The sequence below is a fragment of the Streptomyces spiramenti genome, assembly GCF_012034385.1.
Taxonomy (GTDB): domain Bacteria; phylum Actinomycetota; class Actinomycetes; order Streptomycetales; family Streptomycetaceae; genus Streptomyces; species Streptomyces spiramenti.
In genome coordinates this window covers 1-20,161 of the sequence record NZ_JAAVJB010000081.1, presented here as the reverse complement: position 1 = coordinate 20,161, position 20,161 = coordinate 1, and the positions used below count along the sequence as shown (strand labels likewise).

Annotated in this window: 16 protein-coding genes and 1 riboswitch; of the genes, 5 read left to right on the top strand and 11 right to left on the bottom strand. The window is 73.3% G+C overall.

Features of this window, described 5'->3' with window-relative positions; translation table 11 throughout:
* Positions 1-36: 36 nt before the first annotated feature.
* Positions 37-1,317, bottom strand: a complete 1,281-nt coding sequence (locus HCJ92_RS12025; protein WP_167933514.1) for an extracellular solute-binding protein — start codon at positions 1,315-1,317, stop codon at positions 37-39.
* 235 nt (positions 1,318-1,552) lie between these two features.
* Between HCJ92_RS12025 and HCJ92_RS12020 the strand changes: the two genes are divergently transcribed.
* The 5 genes from HCJ92_RS12020 (at position 1,553) to HCJ92_RS12000 (ending at position 9,712) form a co-directional block, all read left to right on the top strand.
* The gene (locus tag HCJ92_RS12020; protein ID WP_167933513.1) at positions 1,553-2,383 is read left to right on the top strand and encodes a UTRA domain-containing protein; all 831 of its coding nucleotides are present in this window, start codon (positions 1,553-1,555) and stop codon (positions 2,381-2,383) included.
* Between the two features lie 487 nt (positions 2,384-2,870).
* Positions 2,871-5,114 carry a carbon starvation CstA family protein gene (locus HCJ92_RS12015; RefSeq protein WP_167933512.1) on the top strand — a complete coding sequence of 748 codons (2,244 nt, stop codon included), beginning with the start codon at positions 2,871-2,873 and terminating at the stop codon, positions 5,112-5,114.
* On the top strand, positions 5,111-5,311 hold the full coding sequence (locus tag HCJ92_RS12010) for a YbdD/YjiX family protein (RefSeq protein ID WP_167933511.1): 201 nt from the start codon (positions 5,111-5,113) through the stop codon (positions 5,309-5,311). Before HCJ92_RS12015 ends, HCJ92_RS12010 begins: the two co-directional genes overlap by 4 nt.
* A gap of 724 nt (positions 5,312-6,035) precedes the next feature.
* Positions 6,036-6,164, top strand: a riboswitch (cobalamin riboswitch).
* Between the two features lie 96 nt (positions 6,165-6,260).
* A complete protein-coding gene (locus tag HCJ92_RS12005) occupies positions 6,261-8,651 on the top strand; it encodes a ribonucleoside-diphosphate reductase subunit alpha (RefSeq protein WP_167933510.1) in 2,391 nt (796 codons plus the stop codon).
* The gene (locus HCJ92_RS12000) at positions 8,642-9,712 is read left to right on the top strand and encodes a ribonucleotide-diphosphate reductase subunit beta (RefSeq protein ID WP_167933509.1); all 1,071 of its coding nucleotides are present in this window, start codon (positions 8,642-8,644) and stop codon (positions 9,710-9,712) included. The genes HCJ92_RS12005 and HCJ92_RS12000 overlap by 10 nt, the downstream gene beginning before the upstream one ends.
* 60 nt (positions 9,713-9,772) lie before the next feature.
* Here HCJ92_RS12000 and HCJ92_RS11995 read toward each other — a convergent pair whose 3' ends face one another.
* From HCJ92_RS11995 to HCJ92_RS11950, 10 genes are all read right to left on the bottom strand, one after another.
* Positions 9,773-10,771 carry a hypothetical protein gene (locus HCJ92_RS11995; protein WP_167933508.1) on the bottom strand — a complete coding sequence of 333 codons (999 nt, stop codon included), beginning with the start codon at positions 10,769-10,771 and terminating at the stop codon, positions 9,773-9,775.
* 104 nt (positions 10,772-10,875) lie between these two features.
* Entirely contained in the window at positions 10,876-11,691 is an 816-nt protein-coding gene (locus tag HCJ92_RS11990) for a D-Ala-D-Ala carboxypeptidase family metallohydrolase (protein ID WP_167933507.1), read from the bottom strand.
* 138 nt (positions 11,692-11,829) lie between these two features.
* Positions 11,830-12,459, bottom strand: coding sequence for a peptide deformylase (def, locus tag HCJ92_RS11985; protein ID WP_167933506.1), 630 nt, complete (start codon positions 12,457-12,459; stop codon positions 11,830-11,832).
* Between the two features lie 284 nt (positions 12,460-12,743).
* A complete protein-coding gene (locus tag HCJ92_RS11980) occupies positions 12,744-13,730 on the bottom strand; it encodes a tetratricopeptide repeat protein (protein ID WP_167933505.1) in 987 nt (328 codons plus the stop codon).
* Positions 13,731-14,177: 447 nt separating this feature from the next.
* Positions 14,178-14,462, bottom strand: coding sequence for a mycothiol system anti-sigma-R factor (gene rsrA / locus HCJ92_RS11975; protein WP_167933504.1), 285 nt, complete (start codon positions 14,460-14,462; stop codon positions 14,178-14,180).
* Entirely contained in the window at positions 14,462-15,262 is an 801-nt protein-coding gene (locus HCJ92_RS11970) for a sigma-70 family RNA polymerase sigma factor (RefSeq protein WP_209311020.1), read from the bottom strand. The genes rsrA and HCJ92_RS11970 overlap by 1 nt, the downstream gene beginning before the upstream one ends.
* Positions 15,263-15,414: 152 nt before the next feature.
* Positions 15,415-16,122, bottom strand: coding sequence for an alpha/beta hydrolase family protein (locus HCJ92_RS11965; RefSeq protein WP_245240809.1), 708 nt, complete (start codon positions 16,120-16,122; stop codon positions 15,415-15,417).
* Entirely contained in the window at positions 16,122-16,943 is an 822-nt protein-coding gene (locus HCJ92_RS11960; protein WP_167933503.1) for an SOS response-associated peptidase, read from the bottom strand. Before HCJ92_RS11960 ends, HCJ92_RS11965 begins: the two co-directional genes overlap by 1 nt.
* Positions 16,944-17,438: 495 nt before the next feature.
* Positions 17,439-18,428: an SCO2400 family protein gene (locus HCJ92_RS25815; protein WP_420824701.1), complete on the bottom strand. Its 990-nt coding sequence runs from the start codon at positions 18,426-18,428 to the stop codon at positions 17,439-17,441.
* A gap of 389 nt (positions 18,429-18,817) precedes the next feature.
* A partial coding sequence (locus HCJ92_RS11950) for a WD40 repeat domain-containing protein (protein WP_167933501.1) occupies positions 18,818-20,161 on the bottom strand: 1,344 nt, incomplete at its 5' end.

Sequence of the window (20,161 nt, the reverse complement as noted above, 5' to 3'; positions counted from 1 at the left end):
GGGCCGCCCGGATGGGCGGCCCCGCGGGCGGACGTGTCAGTCGCGGTTGATCCGTTCGGTGATCTCGGCGTCCGCGGTCTCCGCGGCGTCGGCGTGGTCCTCACCGTTCAGGACCGCCGTCATCATTTCCTTGATCGGGTTCGGCAGGACCTCGACGTTCGCCCAGCCGGTGACCAGCGGGGGGAAGTTGCCGTAGTCGGCGGCCCGGCCCATGACCTCGACGAAGGAGCCCTCCTCCGCCTCGGGCAGCGCGGCCTCCTGGTTGGGAAGCATCGGGGTGGCCTCGGCGAACTTGGTCATCCACTCGGCGGAGGTGGCCATCTTGAGCCACTCGACGCCCATGTCCTTGTTGCCGCCGCGCTCGGCGACGGCCAGGTTGGAGCCGCCCAGGAAGACACTGCCGGGCTCGTCGGCGGTCTTGCCCGGAATCGGGAAGTAGCCCAGGTTGGCGTCGCGGCCGGCCTCGGTGAGGGCCTCGATGGCGCCGTCGGCCTCCCAGGGCAGGCCGATCCAGGTGGCGATCTCGCTCTGCGGGATGACCTCGGTGGCCTGCTGGGGGCTGGCCTCGTCGTTGTCGGTGGGCGAGTCGGAGAAGGACTGCAGCTCCTGGTAGTAGGCCATGGCGGCCTCGCCCTCGGGGGTGTTCAGCCCGCCGACCCAGCCGTCGCCGTCCTCGACGGCGAAGTCGCCGCCCTCGTCCCACAGGAAGCCGCCGAGCACGTAGTAGCTCTGACCCGGCAGGTAGATGGGCTGGGCCTCGGTGTTGTCCTCGATGAGCTGGAGGGCCTCGACGAGCTCCTCGCGCGTGGTGGGAACCTCGGCGCCGGCCTCCTCCCAGACGTCCTTGTCGTAGATGACCGCGCGGTTGGCGGTGTACCACGGGGCGGCGTAGAGCTGGCCGTCGAGCTCCGCGGTGGCGATCGGGCCCTGGAACCAGTCGTCGTAGCCGAGGTCGCCCTTGAGGTCGGTGAGGTCGGCCAGGCCGGTGGTGGCGGCGAAGGCGGGGGTCTGGGTGTTGCCCAGCTCCAGCACGTCGACGGTGCCGTCCTCGGAGAGGGCGGTGGTCACCCGCTCCTGGATGCCGTTCCACTCCTGGATCTCGACATTGACCTCGACGCCGTGCTCGTCCTCGAACGCGGTGTTGAGCTCCTCGAGCCACGCGTCCGGCGCGGAGCCGGTCATCAGCCAGACAGTGATGGCGTCGTCGGAACCGCCACCACCGCCGTTGGAGGAACCACCGTCGTCGCCGGTGCCGCATGCGGCAACCGATGCGGCCATCGCCGCGACGCCTATGGCCGCAATCAGCTTGCGCTTCACGTCACCCTCCTAGGGGGCAAGGCCGGACCCCTTGCGCCTGGTCACGGGACGGCCTTTAGTGGTGTAGTCAAGAGGTTTAGACCAGTTGACCTGAAGCGTGGACTAGACCACTTTGGAGTGTCAAGTGGCGTACCCCGCCCCGCAGGTGTCCGTTACCGGACCGACACCTGCACCTGACAGCGACACTGGTCCAGACCGTGCCACCATGTGGGCCGTGAATTTTCGGAGGTAGCCGGTGACAGCACAGAAGGACCCCGGGACGCGCGGCACCGGGGACGCCCGGGGGCCGTTCGCCTCCTCGGGAAGGCTCGGCGCGAGCGTACCGGGCACCGACTCCGCCGACCGCACCAGGACCGCGCGGGTACCAAAGTACTACCGTCTCAAACGGCACCTGCAACAGATGACCGAGACACTGCCCCCCGGCACGCCGGTCCCCCCGGAGCGGACGCTGGCCGCGGAGTTCGACACCTCGCGCACCACCGTCCGGCAGGCGCTCCAGGAGCTCGTGGTCGAGGGGCGGCTGGAACGCGTCCAGGGGAAGGGCACCTTCGTCGCCAAGCCGAAGGTCTCGCAGGCGCTCCAGCTGACCTCCTACACGGAGGACATGCGCGCCCAGGGACTGGAGCCCACCTCGCAACTGCTGGAGATCGGGTACATCACCGCCGACGACCGGCTCGGCACCCTGCTCGACATCCCGGCCGGCGGGCGGGTGCTGCGGATCGAGCGGCTGCGGCTGGCCAGCGGTGAGCCGATGGCCATCGAGACCACCCATCTCTCGCAGGCGCGGTTCCCCGCGCTGCGGCGCAGCCTGGTGCGGTACACCTCGCTCTACTCCGCGCTGGCGGAGGTCTACGACGTCCACCTGGCACTCGCCGAGGAGACCATCGAGACCTCGTTGGCGACCCCTCGCGAGGCGGGACTGCTCGGCACGGACGTCGGGCTGCCGATGCTCATGCTGTCGCGGCACTCGCGGGACTCCGACGGGGAACCGGTGGAGTGGGTCCGGTCCGTCTACCGGGGCGACCGCTACAAGTTCGTCGCGAACCTGGAGCGTCCGCGCCGCTGAGCGCTCCGGCGCCGGCCGCCGTCGACGGCCACCCGCCACGGCCGTACCCCGCGGGTCCCTCCGCGCGGGGTGCGGCCGTTCGTACTGCCGCCACTGCCGGTGGGGACGGGGCGCGTCGGCGACGGTCGCGCTCCGGACGCCGCCCGGAGCGGCGCGCACACGGCCGGTGGCCGATCGCCGACCTCGGGGAGCGGCCGAAAACGGAGGTCCACCGGAGTGACGCCGGACACCTCGCCGCGCCCCCGGACCGCTCGTCGCACGGAGCGACCGTTCGTCGCCCGCTGGGCGCACGGATCGGGCAGATTCCCCGAACTGTGTCCCGACCATGGCCTTGGCCGTGACCTCGGGCCTAGATTCCGCCCTGAGGCGTCCCCGGTGGATCTTGCACGGGCGGTGGCGAGCCGCTCACCCCGCCACCCCGACCGCACGGCCCGGCCGGAGCCGCCCCACGTCCGTCAGTGCGACAGGCAGGGAACGGGACAATCTCATGCTTCAACAGGTACGCATCAAGTCGGTGGTGATCTGGACGGGGGTCGCGCTGGTGAGCGCGACCGCCTGGTCCGTACTCGCCCTATCCCGGGGTGAAGAGGTCTCGGCGGCCTGGATGGTGGCCGCCGCGCTCGGCTCCTACGCCATCGCCTACCGCTTCTACTCGAAGTTCATCGCCTACCGCGCGCTGCGGGTGGACCGCACCCGGGCGACGCCCGCGGAGCGCCTCAACGACGGGGTGGACTACCACCCCACCGACCGGCGCGTGCTCCTCGGGCACCACTTCGCGTCGATCTCCGGGGCGGGCCCGCTGGTCGGCCCGGTCCTCGCCGCGCAGATGGGGTACCTGCCGGGCACCATCTGGATCATCGCCGGTGTCATCTTCGCGGGCGCCGTGCAGGACATGGTCGTCCTGTTCTTCTCCTCGCGCCGCAACGGCAAGTCGCTCGGCTCGATGATCCGGGACGAGATCGGCCCGGTCGGCGGCATCGCGGCGCTGGTCGCGGTCTTCGCGATCCTGATCATCCTGCTGGGTGTGCTCGCCCTGGTCGTGCTCAACGCGCTGGCCGAGTCGCCCTGGGGGACGTTCTCCACGGCGATGACCATGCCGGTCGCGATCTTCATGGGCCTGTACCTGCGGTACCTGCGGCCGGGACGCGTCGCGGAGATCACCGCGATCGGCATCGCACTGCTGCTGTTCTCGATCATCGCGGGCCGCTGGGTGGCCGAGTCGTCATGGGCGGAGTTCTTCACCCTCTCGCCGCAGGCGCTGGTGGGCTGGCTCGTCGCGTACGGCTTCATCGCGTCGGTCCTGCCGGTGTGGCTGCTGCTGGCGCCGCGCGACTACCTCTCGACCTTCCTGAAGATCGGCACCATCGGTCTGCTCTTCGTGGGCGTGCTGGTCGCCAACCCGACCCTGAAGATGGACGCGGTCACCGAGTTCGCCTCGCGTGGGGACGGTCCCGTCTTCGCGGGTTCGCTCTTCCCCTTCGTCTTCATCACCATCGCGTGCGGTGCCCTGTCGGGGTTCCACGCGCTGGTGGCGTCGGGCACGACGCCGAAGATGCTCCAGAAGGAGCCGCAGGTCCGTCCGATCGGCTACGGCGGCATGCTGATGGAGTCCTCCGTCGCCGTGCTCGCCATCATCGCCGCGTGCGTGCTGGACCCGGGGCTGTACCTGTCGATGAACGCCCCGCCCTCGGTCATCGGCGACACCTTCCAGAGCGCCGCCGAGACCATCACCGGCTTCGGGTACGTCATCACCCCCGAGCAACTCCAGGCAGCCGCGGCGTCGGTCGAGGCCGACTCCCTGCTGTCGAAGACCGGCGGCGCGCCCACCTTCGCCCTGGGAGTCGCGGTGATCTTCGCCGAGTTCCTCGGCGGCGAGTCCGCGATGGCCTTCTGGTATCACTTCGCCATCATGTTCGAGGTCCTGTTCATCCTCACCACGATCGACTCGGGCACGCGCATCGGCCGGTTCATGCTCCAGGAGGTCGCCGGCAAGGCGTACCCGCGGTTCCGGGACCACAACTGGAAGCCGGGCGTCCTGCTCACCAGCGGTGTCGTCGCCGGGCTGTGGGGCTACTTCCTCTGGGTGGGCGTCAACGACCCGCTCGGCGGGATCCGTTCGCTCTTCCCGGTCTTCGGCATCTCCAACCAGCTGCTGGCCGCCATCGCCCTCACCATCTGCACCACGCTGATGATCAAGGCCGGCCGGGTGAAGTACGTGTGGGTCACCGCGGTGCCGCTCTTCTGGGTCACCCTGGTGACCCTGGTCGCCAGTTGGCAGAAGGTTTTCTCCCCCGACCCGGACATCGGCTTCTTCGCGCAGCGCGCGCTGTACCGGGACGCGATCGCGGCCGGGGAGTCGCTCGGCGGCCAGACCGAGGACCAGATGCGGACCGTCGTCACCAACGCCACCGTCAACGGCGTCATCTCGGCGGTCTTCGCCGTCCTGGTCATCGTGATCATCGTGGACGCCGCCCGGGTCTGCGTGCGGTCGCTCCGCCACCCGGACACGGTGGTCAACCACGAGACGCCGCACGTCACCTCGCGCATCATCGCCCCCGACGGCATACTCGCCACCAAGGAGGAGCGTGCGGAACTGGTCGCGGCCGGGCTGCCCTCCACCGGTGGCGTCCCCGGCGAGTTCGGCGGCGGGCACGGCACCGGCAGCGCTCCGGACGACGCGTCGGGCGCGGCGGACGGCGCCCGGGACGAGGACGGAGGAAGCCCCCGATGAGACGTGCCCTCGGCGGCGTGCGGTGGTACCTCACCGAACTGCTCGGAGAGATCACCGGCGACAACGCCTACCGCCGCTACTGCGAGCGGGCCCGCCGGCAGGACCCCCGCGCGGAGGTGCTGGACCGGGGCGCGTTCGAGCGCTGTCGAGCCGAGGAGCGCGCGGCGCGGCCCAACGGCGGGGCGCGCTGCTGCTGAGGGCGGTGGGCGCACGAGCGCACGGAGAGCGCCACGCGGTGAGCCGGTGCCCGGCGGAGGAGTTCGACTCCCCCGCCGGGCACCGTCGTTGTCCCGGGCACAGATGTGCGGCGGATCCGTCCCCGTCGGTGGCCTCGGGGCGGCAGGCCCGAACGTGCCGCTGTGACATGCGGCACGTCCCCGGTCGGAGTGTCCGATCCCACAACTCCCCCTTGCGGGCGGTCCCTCGAACGCCTGAGGTACCCGTTCCCCGGGGCGCCACGCGCGGCGTACTCACGGGGCGACACGCGGCCGGCGGCAGCCCCGGGACCGGGCTCCGGGCGGCGGGACCGGCGCCAACAGCGCGCGAAGCAGCAGTAGTTGAGCGATGAACCAAAGCCTTTCGACTCGCCGCTCCGCGGTGCCGCGACAGCCGCCCGCGGAGCGGATCGTCGATCCGGCCGACGGCACGGGGGCATAAGCTGCTGCCCGCCGCCCGACGCGTGCGCGGCCCCCTCCCCGCCACCGCGCCGGACACTCCGGCGCGCTCCCGGAGCACCCCGGGAGCGGTCGCCCGAGTCGGCCCGGCACGCGGTGACGGCGGGCCCGTGGCGGCCCCGCGGGGCCGCCGCCACGCCCCGGGAAAGGCCCGCGAGGCGCCGGGCGGGCCCGGCCGTGCCGTGACGCGACAGTCGCCATCGACACTCCGGGAACACAAGATATGGGGGTGCGTGCGCCGACGGCCCCCAGATGTATGATCGGCCGTGCTGTCGCAGCAGGGGAATCCGGTGTGAATCCGGGGCTGTCCCGCAACGGTGAGCGCCATTCCGGCGTGGCGTCGAGCCCGAACACCTGTGCGAAAGCTTAAGACGTCCGGGCCTCGTGGATTGGGCCCGCGCACGCGGTCCCTGTGTTGTTCCCGCGTACGCCGCCCGATCCCGCGACGGCCGAGAGCCACGAGGGAGAACGCGTGACCATCGCACCAGCGGAGCCCGTCTCAGCAGTGACGCCCGAGGAGCAGGACCAGCCCGGCGGCATCCTCCTCCAGGAGCTGACCCGGCTCACCGCCGACCTCCGCGCCACCGAACCCGGCCGGGTCGCCGCCGCCGCGCTGCGCGGCAGGAACGCCGCCTCCGACGCGGCCGAGTTGCGGTCGCTGGCCATCGAGGCGGCGGCCGGTCTCATCGCGGACGAGCCCCAGTACTCCCGGCTCGCGGCCCGGATGCTGACGCTGGCCATCCGCGAGGAGGCCGCGACCCAGGGCGCGGTGTCCTTCTCCGCCTCGGTGGCCGTCGGCCACCGGGAGGGGCTGATCGGCGACACCACCGCCGCCTTCGTGCGCCGCCACGCCGAACGGCTCGACGCGCTCGCCGAGTCGGCCGTGGACGACGGCGCGGACGACCGCTTCGGCTACTTCGGCCTGCGCACCGTGCAGTCGCGCTACCTGCTGCGCCACCCCATCACCCGCAAGGTGATCGAGACCCCGCAGCACTTCCTGCTGCGCGTCGCCTGCGGTCTCGCCGAGGACGAGAGCGAGCGGGCGGTGGGCGACGTCATCGAGCTGTACCGCCTCACCAGCACACTCTCCTACCTGCCTTCCTCCCCCACCCTCTTCAACTCCGGCACCCGGCACCCGCAGATGTCCTCGTGCTACCTGCTGGACTCGCCGCTGGACGAGCTGGACTCGATCTACGACCGGTACCACCAGGTGGCACGGCTCTCCAAGCACGCCGGCGGCATCGGGCTCTCCTACTCCCGCATCCGCGCCCGCGGTTCGCTGATCCGCGGCACCAACGGCCACTCCAACGGCATCGTGCCCTTCCTCCGGACGCTGGACGCCTCCGTCGCCGCGGTCAACCAGGGCGGCCGGCGCAAGGGTGCCGCCTGCGTCTACCTGGAGACCTGGCACGCGGACCTGGAGGAGTTCCTGGAGCTGCGGGACAACACCGGCGAGGAGGCCCGCCGCACCCACAACCTGAACACCGCCCACTGGATCCCGGACGAGTTCATGCGCCGTGTCGAGGCGGACGGCGACTGGTCGCTGTTCTCCCCCGCCGACGTGCCGGAGCTGGTGGACCTCTGGGGCGACGAGTTCGACGCCGCCTACCGCCGCGCCGAGGCCGAGGGCAAGGCGGTCCGGACCGCCCCCGCCCGCCAGCTGTACTCGCGGATGATGCGCACCCTCGCGCAGACCGGCAACGGCTGGATGACCTTCAAGGACGCCGCCAACCGCACCGCCAACCAGACGGCGGAGCCCGGCGCGGTCGTGCACTCCTCCAACCTCTGCACGGAGATCCTGGAGGTCACCGACGACGGTGAGACCGCCGTCTGCAACCTGGGGTCGGTCAACCTGGCCGCGCACCTGGGCGAGAGCGGCGAGATGGACTGGGAGCGGCTGGACGACACCGTCCGCACCGCCGTGACCTTCCTGGACCGCGTGGTCGACATCAACTTCTACCCGACCGAGCAGGCCGGGGCCTCCAACTCCCGCTGGCGGCCGGTGGGCCTGGGCCTCATGGGCCTCCAGGACGTCTTCTTCCGGTTGAAGCTGCCCTTCGACTCCCCCGAGGCCCGGCGGCTCTCCAACCGGATCTCCGAGCGGATCATGCTGGCCGCGTACCACGCGTCGGCGGACCTCGCCGAGCGCCACGGCCCGCACCAGGGCTGGGAGGCCACCCGCACCGCCCGCGGCGTGCTCCACCCCGACCACTATCCCGACGCCGAACTCACCTGGCCCGAGCGGTGGGACGAGCTGCGCTCCCGCATCTCCCGCACCGGGATGCGCAACTCGCTCCTGCTGGCGATCGCGCCGACCGCGACGATCGCCTCGATCGCGGGCGTCTACGAGTGCATCGAGCCGCAGGTCTCCAACCTGTTCAAGCGCGAGACGCTCAGCGGTGAGTTCCTCCAGGTCAACACCTACCTGGTGGACGAGCTGAAGGAGCGGGGGCTGTGGAACGACACCACCCGTGACGCGCTGCGCGAGGCCAACGGCTCGGTGCAGGAGCTGGCGGGGCTGCCGGAGGACGTCCGCCACCTGTACCGCACCGCCTGGGAGGTGCCGCAGCGCGCGCTGATCGACATGGCGGCCGAGCGGACCCCGTTCCTCGACCAGAGCCAGTCGCTCAACCTGTTCATGGCCGCGCCGACCATCGGCAAGCTGAGCTCGATGTACGCGTACGCCTGGAAGCGCGGCATCAAGACCACGTACTACCTGCGTTCGCGTCCTGCCACCCGGATCGCGCAGTCCGCACGCGCCGCCGCTGTGCCGGCCGCCGTGCCCGCGCAGCAGACGGCCGCCGAGGCAGACGCCGTCGCCTGCTCCCTCGAGAACCCCGAATCATGCGAGGCATGCCAGTGACCGCCCCCGTTTCCGACCCGGCGCCCCAGACCGGTGCGTCGCACACCGCGACCACCGGGACCAAGAACCTGCTCGACCCCGGGTTCGAGCTGACGCTGCGGCCGATGCGGTACCCGGACTTCTACGACCGGTACCGCGACGCCATCAAGAACACCTGGACCGTGGAGGAGGTCGACCTCCACTCCGACGTGACGGACCTGGCCAAGCTCTCCCCGGGCGAGCAGCACATGATCGGCCGGCTGGTGGCGTTCTTCGCGACCGGTGACTCGATCGTCTCCAACAACCTGGTGCTCACGCTCTACAAGCACATCAACTCCCCGGAGGCGCGGCTCTACCTCTCGCGCCAGCTCTTCGAGGAGGCCGTGCACGTCCAGTTCTACCTGACGCTGCTCGACACCTACCTGCCGGATCCGGACGAGCGCGCCGAGGCGTTCGCCGCGGTGGAGAAGATCCCCTCCATCCGGGAGAAGGCGCAGTTCTGCTTCCGGTGGATGGACTCCGTCGAGAAGATCGACCGGCTGGAGACCAAGGAGGACCGTCGCCGGTTCCTCCTGAACCTGATCTGCTTCGCGGCCTGCATCGAGGGGCTGTTCTTCTACGGCGCCTTCGCCTACGTGTACTGGTTCCGGTCCCGGGGCCTGCTGCACGGCCTGGCGACCGGCACCAACTGGGTGTTCCGCGACGAGTCCTGCCACATGGACTTCGCCTTCCACGTGGTCGACACCGTCCGCGCCGAGGAGCCGGAGCTCTTCGACGACGCGCTGCACCAGCAGGTCACGGACATGCTCAAGGAGGCCGTCGAGGCGGAGCTCCAGTTCGCCCGCGACCTCTGCGGCGAGGGCCTGCCGGGCATGAACACCGCCTCGATGCGCGAGTACCTGGAGTGCGTGGCGGACCAGCGGCTGGTCCGGCTCGGCCTGGATCCGGTCTTCGGTTCGCAGAACCCGTTCTCGTTCATGGAGCTCCAGAACGTGCAGGAGCTGACCAACTTCTTCGAGCGGCGCGCCTCGGCCTACCAGGTCGCCGTCGAGGGCACGGTCAACCTCGACGAGGACTTCTGACGGACGGCCGCCGCTGCCCGCCGACGCGCGTTGCCACGCCCACGGGGTCCGGGGGGCCGGTCACAGCACGGCGCGGGCCCGGGTCATGCGCTCCTCGTGCTGCTCGCGGTAGTCGGCCAGCATCCCGGCGTGCTCCTCGATCACCGTCGCCTGGTGGTCGGAGTCGATCGCGGCCCAGCGCGTGACCAACTCGGTCTCCTCCTTGCACCCGACGTCGGCGACGGCGGCCTCGCGGGCCTCCGTGCCGGAGACGTCCCCGCCGAGCCCGAGCTGAGCGGCGGCCTCCAGCGGGGTGTCGGTCTCCCATCCCTGATCCGCCATGCAGGCCGACCAGTCGGCGAGCAGCGTGTCCAGCCGGGGGTCCTCGTCGGCGAGGTGGGCTGCCTCGTCGGCGAGTTGGAGGATCACGGTGGGGTCCACCCAGTCGGCGTCGGGACGGTTGACCGTGAGGGTCGCCTCGCCGTGGCAGCCGGTGACGGGGACGGGTTCGCCGCCGAGTTCGGGGCCCGACATCCGCTGCGCCTCCTCCAGGGTCTCGGGGTGTTCGAGGTCCAGGCCCGGGTCGCCGTGGAGCGCCAGCTCCTGGTCCGGGGTGAGCTCCTGCGGGAAGGCGGGGGCGTAGGTGGCGGGGTCGAGGTCGACGGGGTGCATGTAGCCGTGCTCGGCGGCGATCCCGGCGTCGTCCACGCCGTAGAGGTAGAGATGGGTGCCGAGATCGGCCGCCCGGTGGTCGGCGGGGGTGTACTCCTGGCCGTACCGCGCCATGCACGCGGTCACCAGCAGGTCCCGGGCCTCCTCCAGGACCCGTTGGTCCTCGGCGGAGATGTGGTACGCGTCCAGGGGCAGCGTCAGGTCGGCGGTGAGGGAGGCGGTCGGCAGCACCGCCTCGGCGACGGCCGTGGCGTCGGAGCCGCCCGACCGCTCGGTGTCGTCCGACTCCACCGCGGGGTCGGGGTCGGGCGGCGTCGGTGCCTCCCCCGCCGTGGAACAGGCGGTGGCGAGGAGCAGCGGGAGGAGGGCGAGGGCGGCGAGGCGGGTCGCGGGGCGGCTGGGGCGCACGGCGGGGCTCCGGTGGTCGGGCGGCGGCGCGCTCTCACGCGGCCGGTCGTGAGGGGCTGCGTCCCGGTACCGGCCGCGGGGCCGGTACCGGGGCGACCGGTGGGTCAGATACCGCAGTTGGGGGCCGACCAGAAGCGGCTGCCCCGGTGGTCGACGTGGGTGTGGTCGTTGTGGCCCGGGTAGCCGGGGCCCAGGATGCCGTTGAAGCCGTGGTTGCGGGCGGCCTGGGCGAGACGGCAGAAGGAGTGGCTGCCGACGAGGTCGGCGGCGTCACCGTAGAGGTGGCGACTGTTGCTCGCGCCGCCGACGGCGTTGTTGCAGGAGACGGAGCGGAAGCCGCTGCTGATGTTCAGCGGGGCGTTGCCCATGGCACGGCGCATGGCCTGGAGCTTCCACATGGTCCGCTTCGCGTTCTCGCGGGCGGTGGCCGCGCTCACGGCGCCGCCGGACCAGTTGGAGTTGCAGCGGTTGAGCTCGGCGAAGGTGAAGTTGGCCGGGGAGCAGTCGGCGCTCTGCAGGGCGTAGATCTGGTTGAAGGTGGCGGGGCCGGCGACGCCGTCGGCGCCGAGGCCGTACGCCTGCTGGAAGCGGGTGACGGCCTGGGCGGTGTGGGGGCCGAACTGGCCGTCGATGGCGAGCACCTGGCCGGTGCCCGGGTATCCCGCGACCCGGATCTGGAGCTGGGTCACGTCGGCGCCGGACATGCCCTGGCTCAGGGTCCGGTTCCAGGTGTAGCAGGCGTCGAGGGTGCCGACGTCCGCGGTGTCGGCCCCCTTGGCGTCGGCGGCCGACGCCTCGGCGGGGCGCTCGGCGGGCAGCGGGGCGGCGACCGCGCTGCCGCCGGTGACGGCGGTACCGACGAGGCCGACTGTCGCGACCATGACAAATGTGGCCGCAGTCCGGGACATACGTCTGAGCATCGTTCCTCCGGGTGATGGGGCGATCGCAACGAGAGTTACCCAGGAGTCGACGCGCGTCAACCACCGGTAGACGCCCGTCAGTGGACCGGTCCACTGACGGGCGCCGCGGTACCGGCCGATGTACTGGCCGGCAGGGGGTCAGTCGTTGGGGACGGTCTCGTAGCGCGGCGTGTTCTCGGCCATCTGCTTCAGCACGTCCTTGCGCTCACGCTTGGACAGCCGGTCGATGTAGAGCCACCCGTAGAGGTGGTCCGTCTCGTGCTGCAGGCAGCGGGCGAAGTAGCCGGTGCCCCGGACCCGGATCGGGTTGCCCTCGGCGTCCTGGCCGCGGACCACCGCGAGGTCGGGACGGGCCAGCTCCATGTAGGCGGTCGGCACCGAGAGGCAGCCCTCGTTGCTGTCGTCGAGCACCCGCGTGTCGGCGGGCAGCTCCTCCAGCACCGGGTTGCAGACGACACCGAGGTGGCGCACCCCGTCGTCGTCCGGGCAGTCGTAGACGAACACCTTCAGATCCACACCGATCTGGTTGGCGGCGAGGCCGACCCCCTCGGCGGCGCGTTGCGAGGCGAACATGTCGTCCACCAGAGCGGCGAGTTCGGGACCGAACTCGGTCACGTCGCGGCACTCCTGGTGCAGGACCGGATTGCCCACCACGGTGATCGGGCGGGCCGTGCCGCGATCGAGGTGGGCCTTCTCCCGCTCCGCGCAGTCCTGGGTGTCGTCGACGAACTCGGAGTCGGCCTGCTGACCGGTGTCCTGCTGCGGCATGGTCCGGGGACCACCTTCCTGGTACGGCGTGACGGGGCGACGGGGTGACCGGTGCGACGTACCGCGACGCCGGGCCGGGGGCGGAACGCCGGGGCCCGGGGCCGGTGCCCCTCGAACCCGTACAGCTTACTGGGGCGCCGCCGCACGTCTCCCGGCCCGCAGGCGCGGGCACCCGCAGGCCGGTCGGACGAGGGCGTGGGAGACCAACGACGTGGAACCGAGGCCGCACGGGCGCACGGGGTGGCGGCTCCGGCCCGCCGTGGCACCGGGGAGCCCGCCTCGGGTCAGCAGACCTCTTCGAGGTCGCGCCACTCCCTGGTCTCGGGGCTGTCCGCGACCCAGCTGTCGAGGAGCCCGCGCACCAGCGGGGCCGGGGCCGCGATCCCGCACTCCCGTTCGGGGGACCACAGGGTGCCCGCGCCGGTGTGGCCCAGCGGCCCCGGGCGGCCCGGCAGGCTGTGGTCGTGCGGGTCGTGCTGGGCCTGGCCGTCGCCCTCCTCGCTCGGCATCCGGCTCTCCGAACAGCTCCGGCACAGCAGCCGCACGGAGGACGACCAGTCCTCCGCCGCGTACCCGGCGTCGGCGGCGAGCCGCTCCAGCGCGTCCCGGTCGCGGGGGCTGGCCGCGCCCAGCAGCACCACCCAGGTGGGCACCGCCGAGGGCGCCCACAGCTCGATCTCGTCGAAGACGGGGAAGACGGAGGTCCACCCGTTGGCGGCGGTGGTCCGCTCGCCGTTGGGGACGCCGTCGTGCAGCACCACCTCGCCCCACCGGCGCCCGGAGGACGGCAGCGGGATGTTCCGCACCTCTATCCGGGCCGGATCCAGGCGCCGGCCCCAGACGACCTCGGACTCCCCCTCGGGGGAGAGCCGGACCGCCGCGCCACCCAGCCGGGTGGACTGCGGCTCCTCCGACACATCGCCCGGCACCTCGACCCCGTAGGCGGCCCACGCCCGGCGGGCGAGCGGCCAGTCCTGCAGCGCGGTCGCCGCGATGCCCAGGTTCCACCAGTCCGGCGCGCCGACGCTCTTCTCCAGCAGCGCCACCGCGCGCAGACCGGCAGCGCGCGCCTGTTCCCAGTCGTGGCGGAACTTGTGGAGCAGCGCCAGGTTGAACCAGGACTCCGAGAGCCAGGGTTCCAGGTCGGCGGCGCGCGTCAGCAGCGCGCCCGCGTCCTCGTAGCGGCCGTCGTCCATCAGCGCGAAGGCGCGATTGGTCGCCAGCCGCCAGTCGGTGGACGGCCGTTGCCGGACCCTGCCGAAGATCCTCACGATGCCCTGCCCGCTCCCGCCTAGTGAGCCTGTCGTCCGTTCAGACTCCTGTCCGCCCCGGGGGTCATCCAACCCTTCACGGCGGAGTCTGGTCTCAGCATGGGACAGCCTGCCCGCTCTCGCGAGCCCTGGCCAACCGACCGTCGCCGATGGCGGCGGTCCGAGGTGCCCCGGGGTGGTGGTGAACGGTCCGGCGCGCAGGTGGAGCCACGCCGCGACAGCCCCGGCACCCGGGGGTACGCCGGCGCACACCGCAGTCGACCACCGGTCGTCGGGCGCCCCCGCGCGCACCGTGCACGCCGGCGCCGGGCCGAAGGGCGCGCCACGCCGGCGCTCTGCCGAGCGGGTGAGACGCCCCGGCGTCGCCCGGCGAGCGGCGGCGCGGGCCAGGTCGGACCGGGCACGACGACGCCGGGCCCGGTCGGACCGGGCCCGGCGAGCGGCGGGTCAGCCTGGTGGCGGCTCAGTCGGGGTGCCACCGGCGCGGATCGTCTCGATCCGCTCCAGCACCTTGGCCCGCAGGTCAGCGGGGACGTCGTCCTGACCGCAGCACCGCTTCACGAGCTTCTTCACCGACTGCTCCAGCCCGTACTTCTCCAGGCAGGGCGAGCACTCGTCCATGTGGAGCCGGAACTTGGCCCGGTCACCGTCGGGCATCTCACTGTCGAGGTACTCGTAGAGATGGTCCAGGATCTCGCCGCAGTCCGTCTCGTGCGGCTCCTCGCAGCTCATCACTCCGCGCCTTTCTCCGCACCGGCCGAGGCGAGCCCGCGCTCCCTGGCGTAGTCGCCCAGCATGTCGCGCAGCTGCCTGCGGCCACGGTGCAACCGGGACATCACCGTGCCGATGGGGGTTCCCATGATGTCGGCGATCTCCTTGTAGGCGAAGCCCTCGACGTCAGCGAGGTACACCGCGATCCGGAAGTCCTCCGGAATCGCCTGGAGCGCCTGCTTCACGTCCGAGTCCGGGAGGTGGTCCAGCGCCTGGGACTCCGCCGACTTCAGCCCGGTGGACATGTGGGACTCGGCGCGGGCGAGCTGCCAGTCCTCGATCTCCTCCGCGGCGCTGCGCTGGGGTTCGCGCTGCTTCTTGCGGTAGGAGTTGATGAAGGTGTTGGTCAGGATCCGGTAGAGCCACGCCTTGAGGTTGGTGCCTCGACGGAACTGGTGGAACGAGGCGTACGCCTTCGCGTAGGTCTCCTGGACCAGGTCCTCGGCGTCCGCCGGGTTGCGCGTCATCCGCAGCGCGGCGGAGTACATCTGGTCGAGATGGGCGAGCGCCTCCTGCTCGAAGCGGGCACTGCGCTCCTCGGCGCTCTCCTCGGCGTCGCCGCCCTCGGTCTGGCTGACCGGACCCACCTCCTCGCTGACGGTGACGAACCCGCCGAAGGGGTCGTCCGTCTCGGAGGATAGACGACGCCTCGCCGACTCGGGGTGAGTGTCGCCGCCGAGTCCCGCGGCGAGACGGAGCGTCGCCCAGTCGACCTCGGCTGCGGTGGCCTGCGGCCGGGCGGGGCATGCGGTCGATCCCATGGGCGCCGTCCTCTCCGGTGGAGTCTCGTGGCGGCTCCGGTCCGCGCTCACCGGTCCGCCCTGTGACCGGTGGAACACCGCTTCCGTCGCGGGCATTCCCCGGAGGCGGGCGAGTGCGACGACCGTCACTCCGGGCCTCGGCCGGGACGGCGTCAGGAGCCTCCGGCCACCGGGACCCAGGACGCGACGGCCGCCGTGAGGCGGCGCATCGCCTCCGACTGCGTGGTGGCGGCGCGCCGGGGCACGGCGAAGCCGTGGTCGGCGTCGGGCACCGGCGCCACGGCGGCCCCGGCGGGGAACTCCTCGGGACGGCCGAACGCGTCCCGCTCCCCCTGGACGACCAGCAGCGGCAGTCCGCTCCCGCCGACCGCGTCGAGTTCCGCCGCGCGGCTGCGCTCCGGGCGACCGGGCGGGTGCAGCGGGAAGGCCAGTGCCAGCACCGCGACCGCCCCCAGCTCGGCGGCGGTCCGGCAGGCGACCCGCGCCCCCGCACTGCGCCCGCCGGCGACCACGGGCAGCGCCGGGGCGCGCAACGCCGGCCACAGCTCCCGCCAGGCGGTGTCGAGGGTGCGCGGCGCGGGGGCGACGCGGCGTCCGGCGACCCGCCAGGGCTGCTCGACGAGGGCCACGGTGCAACCGAGCGGCGGCAGTGCCGCCGCGAGCGCGACGAGATCGCGGGCCCCGACACCGCCGCCCGCGCCGTGGCCGAGGGCGAGCACGGTGTGCGGCACGGGCGCGGCGTACCAGGTGACGCGCGCGTCGCCCGTCGGTGTGGGAACGGTCTCGGTGCGGGTGGGGACGGGCGGGGCGGGCTCCGCCGGGGCGGCGGCCCGGGTGCCGGGTTCGCGACTGGGGGTCATCAGAACAGTGTGCCGACCTCGGGCTCCGCCAGCTCGGAGATCAGCTCCGGGCCGTTGTTCCGCGCGTTGGAGACCGCGGTGGGGACGGGGTAGGCGCGGACGTGGCCCTCCGGGGGCGGCTCCAGCAGGCGCCGCAGTTCCTCGGCGTCCGTGGTGTGCGGGTCGAGCCAGGCGTCCCAGCGGTCGCGGGGCAGCGCGAGCGGCATCCGGGGGTGGATGTCGGCGAGGCTGTCGGGGTGGTTGCCGCCGTCGGCGGTGGTGCCCGGCAGCTGGGCGGTCTCGGCCTCGGTGGTCACGACGGTGCAGGTCACCCACCACGCGCCGGGGTGGTCGTCGGGCAGCTTCGGGTCGCGCCAGAACTCGTAGAGCCCGGCCATCGCGAGGACGTCGCCGTCCGGCGGGGTCACGTAGTAGGGCTGCTTCCGGGGCCGCTTGCGCCGGCCCTTCTCCTCCTCGCGCCGCTCCTCCCGCCCCGTGGACCACTCGTAGTAGCCGTCGGCGGGGAGCAGGCAGCGGCGCGCGGCGAAGGCGCGGCGGTAGGAGGGCTTCTCGTGCAGCGTCTCGGCCCGGGCGTTGATCATGCGGGCGCCGCCGTCGGGGGAGGTGGACCAGGACGGGACCAGCCCCCAGCGCAGGGTCCGCAGCTGCCGCACCGGCCGGTCGTCCTCGGCGCCTCGCAGCGGCCGGTCGAGGACGGCGTACACCTCCTTGGTGGGAGCGACGTTCCAGTCGGGCTCCAGGACCTCTCCCCCGGTGTGCTCGACGTGGAACAGCGACGCCAGGTCCTCCTGGCTCCTGCTGGCGACATAGCGACCACACATGGGGCCCAGCCTAGGCCCTGTCTGATGAATCCCGCCCGGCCCGCCGCGCCCGGCACGGCATCTCGCCGCGTTGGAGCCTCGCGCGCGCGAGTACGACGGGGACGAGCTGCGACGCCCCGCCGTGCGATCCACCGAACCGGACACCGCGGGCCCTGCCGGCGCCATTTATCCGGACAGGACCCAGGGCGTGTCGTCGGGATCGTCGTGGATCGGGCCGCGGCGTCCGGTGCGGCGCATCGCAGGGCGCCGGATCGCGGCTCGTGCGCGGTCGTACTCGCGCGACCCGGCGTCGCGGCGGGGTGCCGTGCCAGGCGCCGCGGCCCCGTGCAGGATCCGAACGACCAGCCCTCGGGCGCTGCCGGCGGCAGCCGGCAGCCGAGCGGGGTCCGGCGTCCCGTCCGGTCGGCCGGCGGTGGCGACCCGGCGTCGCGGGCGCGGCTCGGGCGCGACGGGGGCGGCTCGGGCGCGACGGGGGCGGCTCGGGGACGGTGGCGATCAGCAGAAGAACAGCCACCAGCAGTCGCGGCCGGGCTCCTCCTCGTCCTCGCCCTCTTCGTCGTCCTCCGTCTCCGGTTCGTCGGAGGGCGCGGGCTCGGACGTCGGCGGGCTGCTCCCGTCGCCGCCCGGCGGGGCGGGCTGCGAACCGCCGGTGGGGCGGGCGGTGACACTGGCGCTCGCGGTGGGCAGTGGGTCCGGTTCCGCCTGCTCCGGGTCGGGGTCGGGGGCGGCGGGGGGTTGCGGGGTCGGAGGCACCTCGCCCGTCGGCTCCGCCTCGGGCTCCGGCTCGGCCTCGGGTCCGGACTCGGAGTCAGTGTCGGAGTCCGGGGCGTCGTCGGAGGCCGTGGCGTCGGGTTCGGCGGTGTCCTGGGAAGGTTCGGCCTCCCGGGCCGACTCCTCTTCCTCCACCCCCGGTATCGGTCCGGGCCCGGGTCCGTGGGTCTCGACCGGCCGGGCCTCGTCGGAGGTGGGGTCGGACGGGGAGACGACATCGCCGAGTTCCACCACGGCCACCGCCAGCAGCACCACGCCCACCGCGGCCCCCAGCGCGGCGCGCACCCCGCCGCCGGAACGGCGGCGGTGGGAGCTGCGACGCCGGGCGTCGCGCCCGGGGTTCGCCCCGGCCTCGCCGTCGTGCACCGGGGCGCCGGACCGCGACCGGCCGGACCGGGCGGCGGGGCGGCCGAGCGAGACCTCGCCGAGGTCGTGGGCATCGAGGTCCGAGTGCGCCGGGCGCGGGTGCGGCGTCGGCGAGGCGGGCGCGCCGCCGGGATGGGGGAAGGCGGCAGCGTCGATCGGAGGGGTTCCGCCCCCGGGGGCCGGCGGAGCGACGGGGTGGCCGAAGCCCGGGTCCCCGGGGACGGAAGTCGTCGGGCCCGTCGCCCCCTGGCCGTGGGGCGGACGGGCGGCGTCCGGGGCGGGGCGACCGCATCCCGGGCAGGCGAGGGCTCCGTTGAGATGGCGCCGGCAAGCTGCGCAGTAGTCCACGGCTGGTCACGCTTCTCGAACTGGTGTCGGGTGTTTCCGGGTGGGGGAGGCAGGTGGCCAACACCCTAGGGCCTGGCCGGGGCGCTGCCACCCCCGGAGGGCGAGCACTCACAGCACACACACGGCCCCGACACCACGCGGGCTCGGGACATAACGGCCGCCTGCGGAGCGGTCGGACATCCGGCGGCGGTGCGAACGACGAGGCCGTCTCCCCCGGCTGACCGCCCGGGGCGGCCCCGACGCCGGCGAGGACACGTACGGTGCCGGTCCGGTCACGGCTCGGGCGGTCGGCCCCGGTTCTTCACCGAACGGCACCGCGCGGCGGCGAGCCCGCTCGGCGCCCCGGCACCACGACGGGGCCGCGCGACGGCGCGCCCGTGGCGACCGGGTCACAGCGGCCAGCGTCGCGCGCCGGCCTGGGTGACGGTGACCAGCGTGCGCCCGTCCGGGGAGAGCGCCACCGCCCCCTCGCCCGCTCCGAACGGTATGTCCGCGAGCACCCGCCCCGTCGTCCCGTCCCAGACCGCACCGGCGCCCCGGCTTCCGGGGAAGACGGCGCGCGGGCCGTCGGGGGTCCAGAGCAGCGAGCCACGCGGCTGGTCGCTCAGCGGCAGGTCGTGGACGGCGACCCGGGGCAGCGGAGCGGGTTCGGGGCCGGAGAGCGGCAGCGTCCACAGCGCGGCGTCGCGCCGGTGGGTGGCGCCGGAGGCGGCGAGGACCTCCCCGTCGGGGGAGAAGGCGAGGTCGGTGAGCTGCCGCAGCTCACCGGGGCCGGACTCCAGCAGCACGGTGCCGTCGGTGACCCGGCGCACCACGACCCGGCCCCGGCCGTCGCCCGCCATGCCGTGGGCGACGTGGGTCCCGGTGCGGTCCAGCGCCACCGCCTGGAGCGCGGGGCCCGGCTCGCGGAACGCCCCGACCGGCCGCCCGGTGACGGTGTCCAGCACGACGGAACGACCATCCGCCGCCGCGACCGCGACCCGGGACCCGTCGCCGCTGAACGCGGTGTGCAGCCGCTGCGGCCCGCGTCGACCACCGGCGGGCAGCGCGTACCGCCAGCGGGGTTCGCCGTCGAGCCCGTCGAGGAGCAGCCGCGCCTCGTCGGAGAGGACGGCCCGCGCGATCACCGTGCCGGCAGGGTCGAAGGCCAGCGCGGAGAGCGCTGCCGCCGGGCCGGGGCCCGGCGGCAGCAGCAGCGCGGCAGGGGGCGCGCCCTCCTCGGGGCAGTGCCAGACGACCTGCCGGCGGCGGGCCGTCCCCCGGTCCAGTTGGGTCGAGAAGACGACGGCGCGCGCCTCGTCGGTGACGGCGGCGAGGCGGACCGGCCAGTAGGAGCAGGGACGTTCCGCCGGTGTCTCCGGCAGCGGCAGCCGGGTGAACAGCGCCCGGCCCCGACCGTTCGGGGCCCGGGGGGCGATGGCCTGCCCGGGGCGGGCCAGCCCCGCGAGGAACCAGGCCGTGACCTCCTCCTGCACCACCACCAGCGCGGTGCCGTCGGGGGTGAAGCAGGCGGTGGCGCCCGCGGGGTCGGCCCACAGCGTGCGCCCCACGCCGTCGAAGAGGACGGAGCCGAAGTCGGCGCCCATGAAGGCGTACGGAAGCTTCCCCGTCCAGCAGGCGCGCGTGGCGACCGCGGCGAACCGGGAGTCCGCGTCCATGCCGCCGGGGCAGCCGGCGGGCCGGACCAGCGGCCCGGGCAGCAGCGGGGCGGCGCCCGCTCCGGGCTCCCGCGG

Excerpts from the sequence above, each read along its gene's own strand:
- HCJ92_RS12010 (WP_167933511.1), top strand. The coding sequence starts at position 5,111 with ATGAGACGTGCCCTCGGCGGCGTGCGGTGGTACCTCACCGAACTGCTC.
- HCJ92_RS11960 (WP_167933503.1), bottom strand. The coding sequence starts at position 16,943 with ATGTGTGGTCGCTATGTCGCCAGCAGGAGCCAGGAGGACCTGGCGTCG.
- HCJ92_RS12000 (WP_167933509.1), top strand. The coding sequence starts at position 8,642 with ATGCCAGTGACCGCCCCCGTTTCCGACCCGGCGCCCCAGACCGGTGCG.
- HCJ92_RS12015 (WP_167933512.1), top strand. The coding sequence starts at position 2,871 with ATGCTTCAACAGGTACGCATCAAGTCGGTGGTGATCTGGACGGGGGTC.
- def (WP_167933506.1), bottom strand. The coding sequence starts at position 12,459 with ATGCCGCAGCAGGACACCGGTCAGCAGGCCGACTCCGAGTTCGTCGAC.
- HCJ92_RS11970 (WP_209311020.1), bottom strand. The coding sequence starts at position 15,262 with ATGGGATCGACCGCATGCCCCGCCCGGCCGCAGGCCACCGCAGCCGAG.
- rsrA (WP_167933504.1), bottom strand. The coding sequence starts at position 14,462 with ATGAGCTGCGAGGAGCCGCACGAGACGGACTGCGGCGAGATCCTGGAC.
- HCJ92_RS11990 (WP_167933507.1), bottom strand. The coding sequence starts at position 11,691 with ATGCTCAGACGTATGTCCCGGACTGCGGCCACATTTGTCATGGTCGCG.
- HCJ92_RS11965 (WP_245240809.1), bottom strand. The coding sequence starts at position 16,122 with ATGACCCCCAGTCGCGAACCCGGCACCCGGGCCGCCGCCCCGGCGGAG.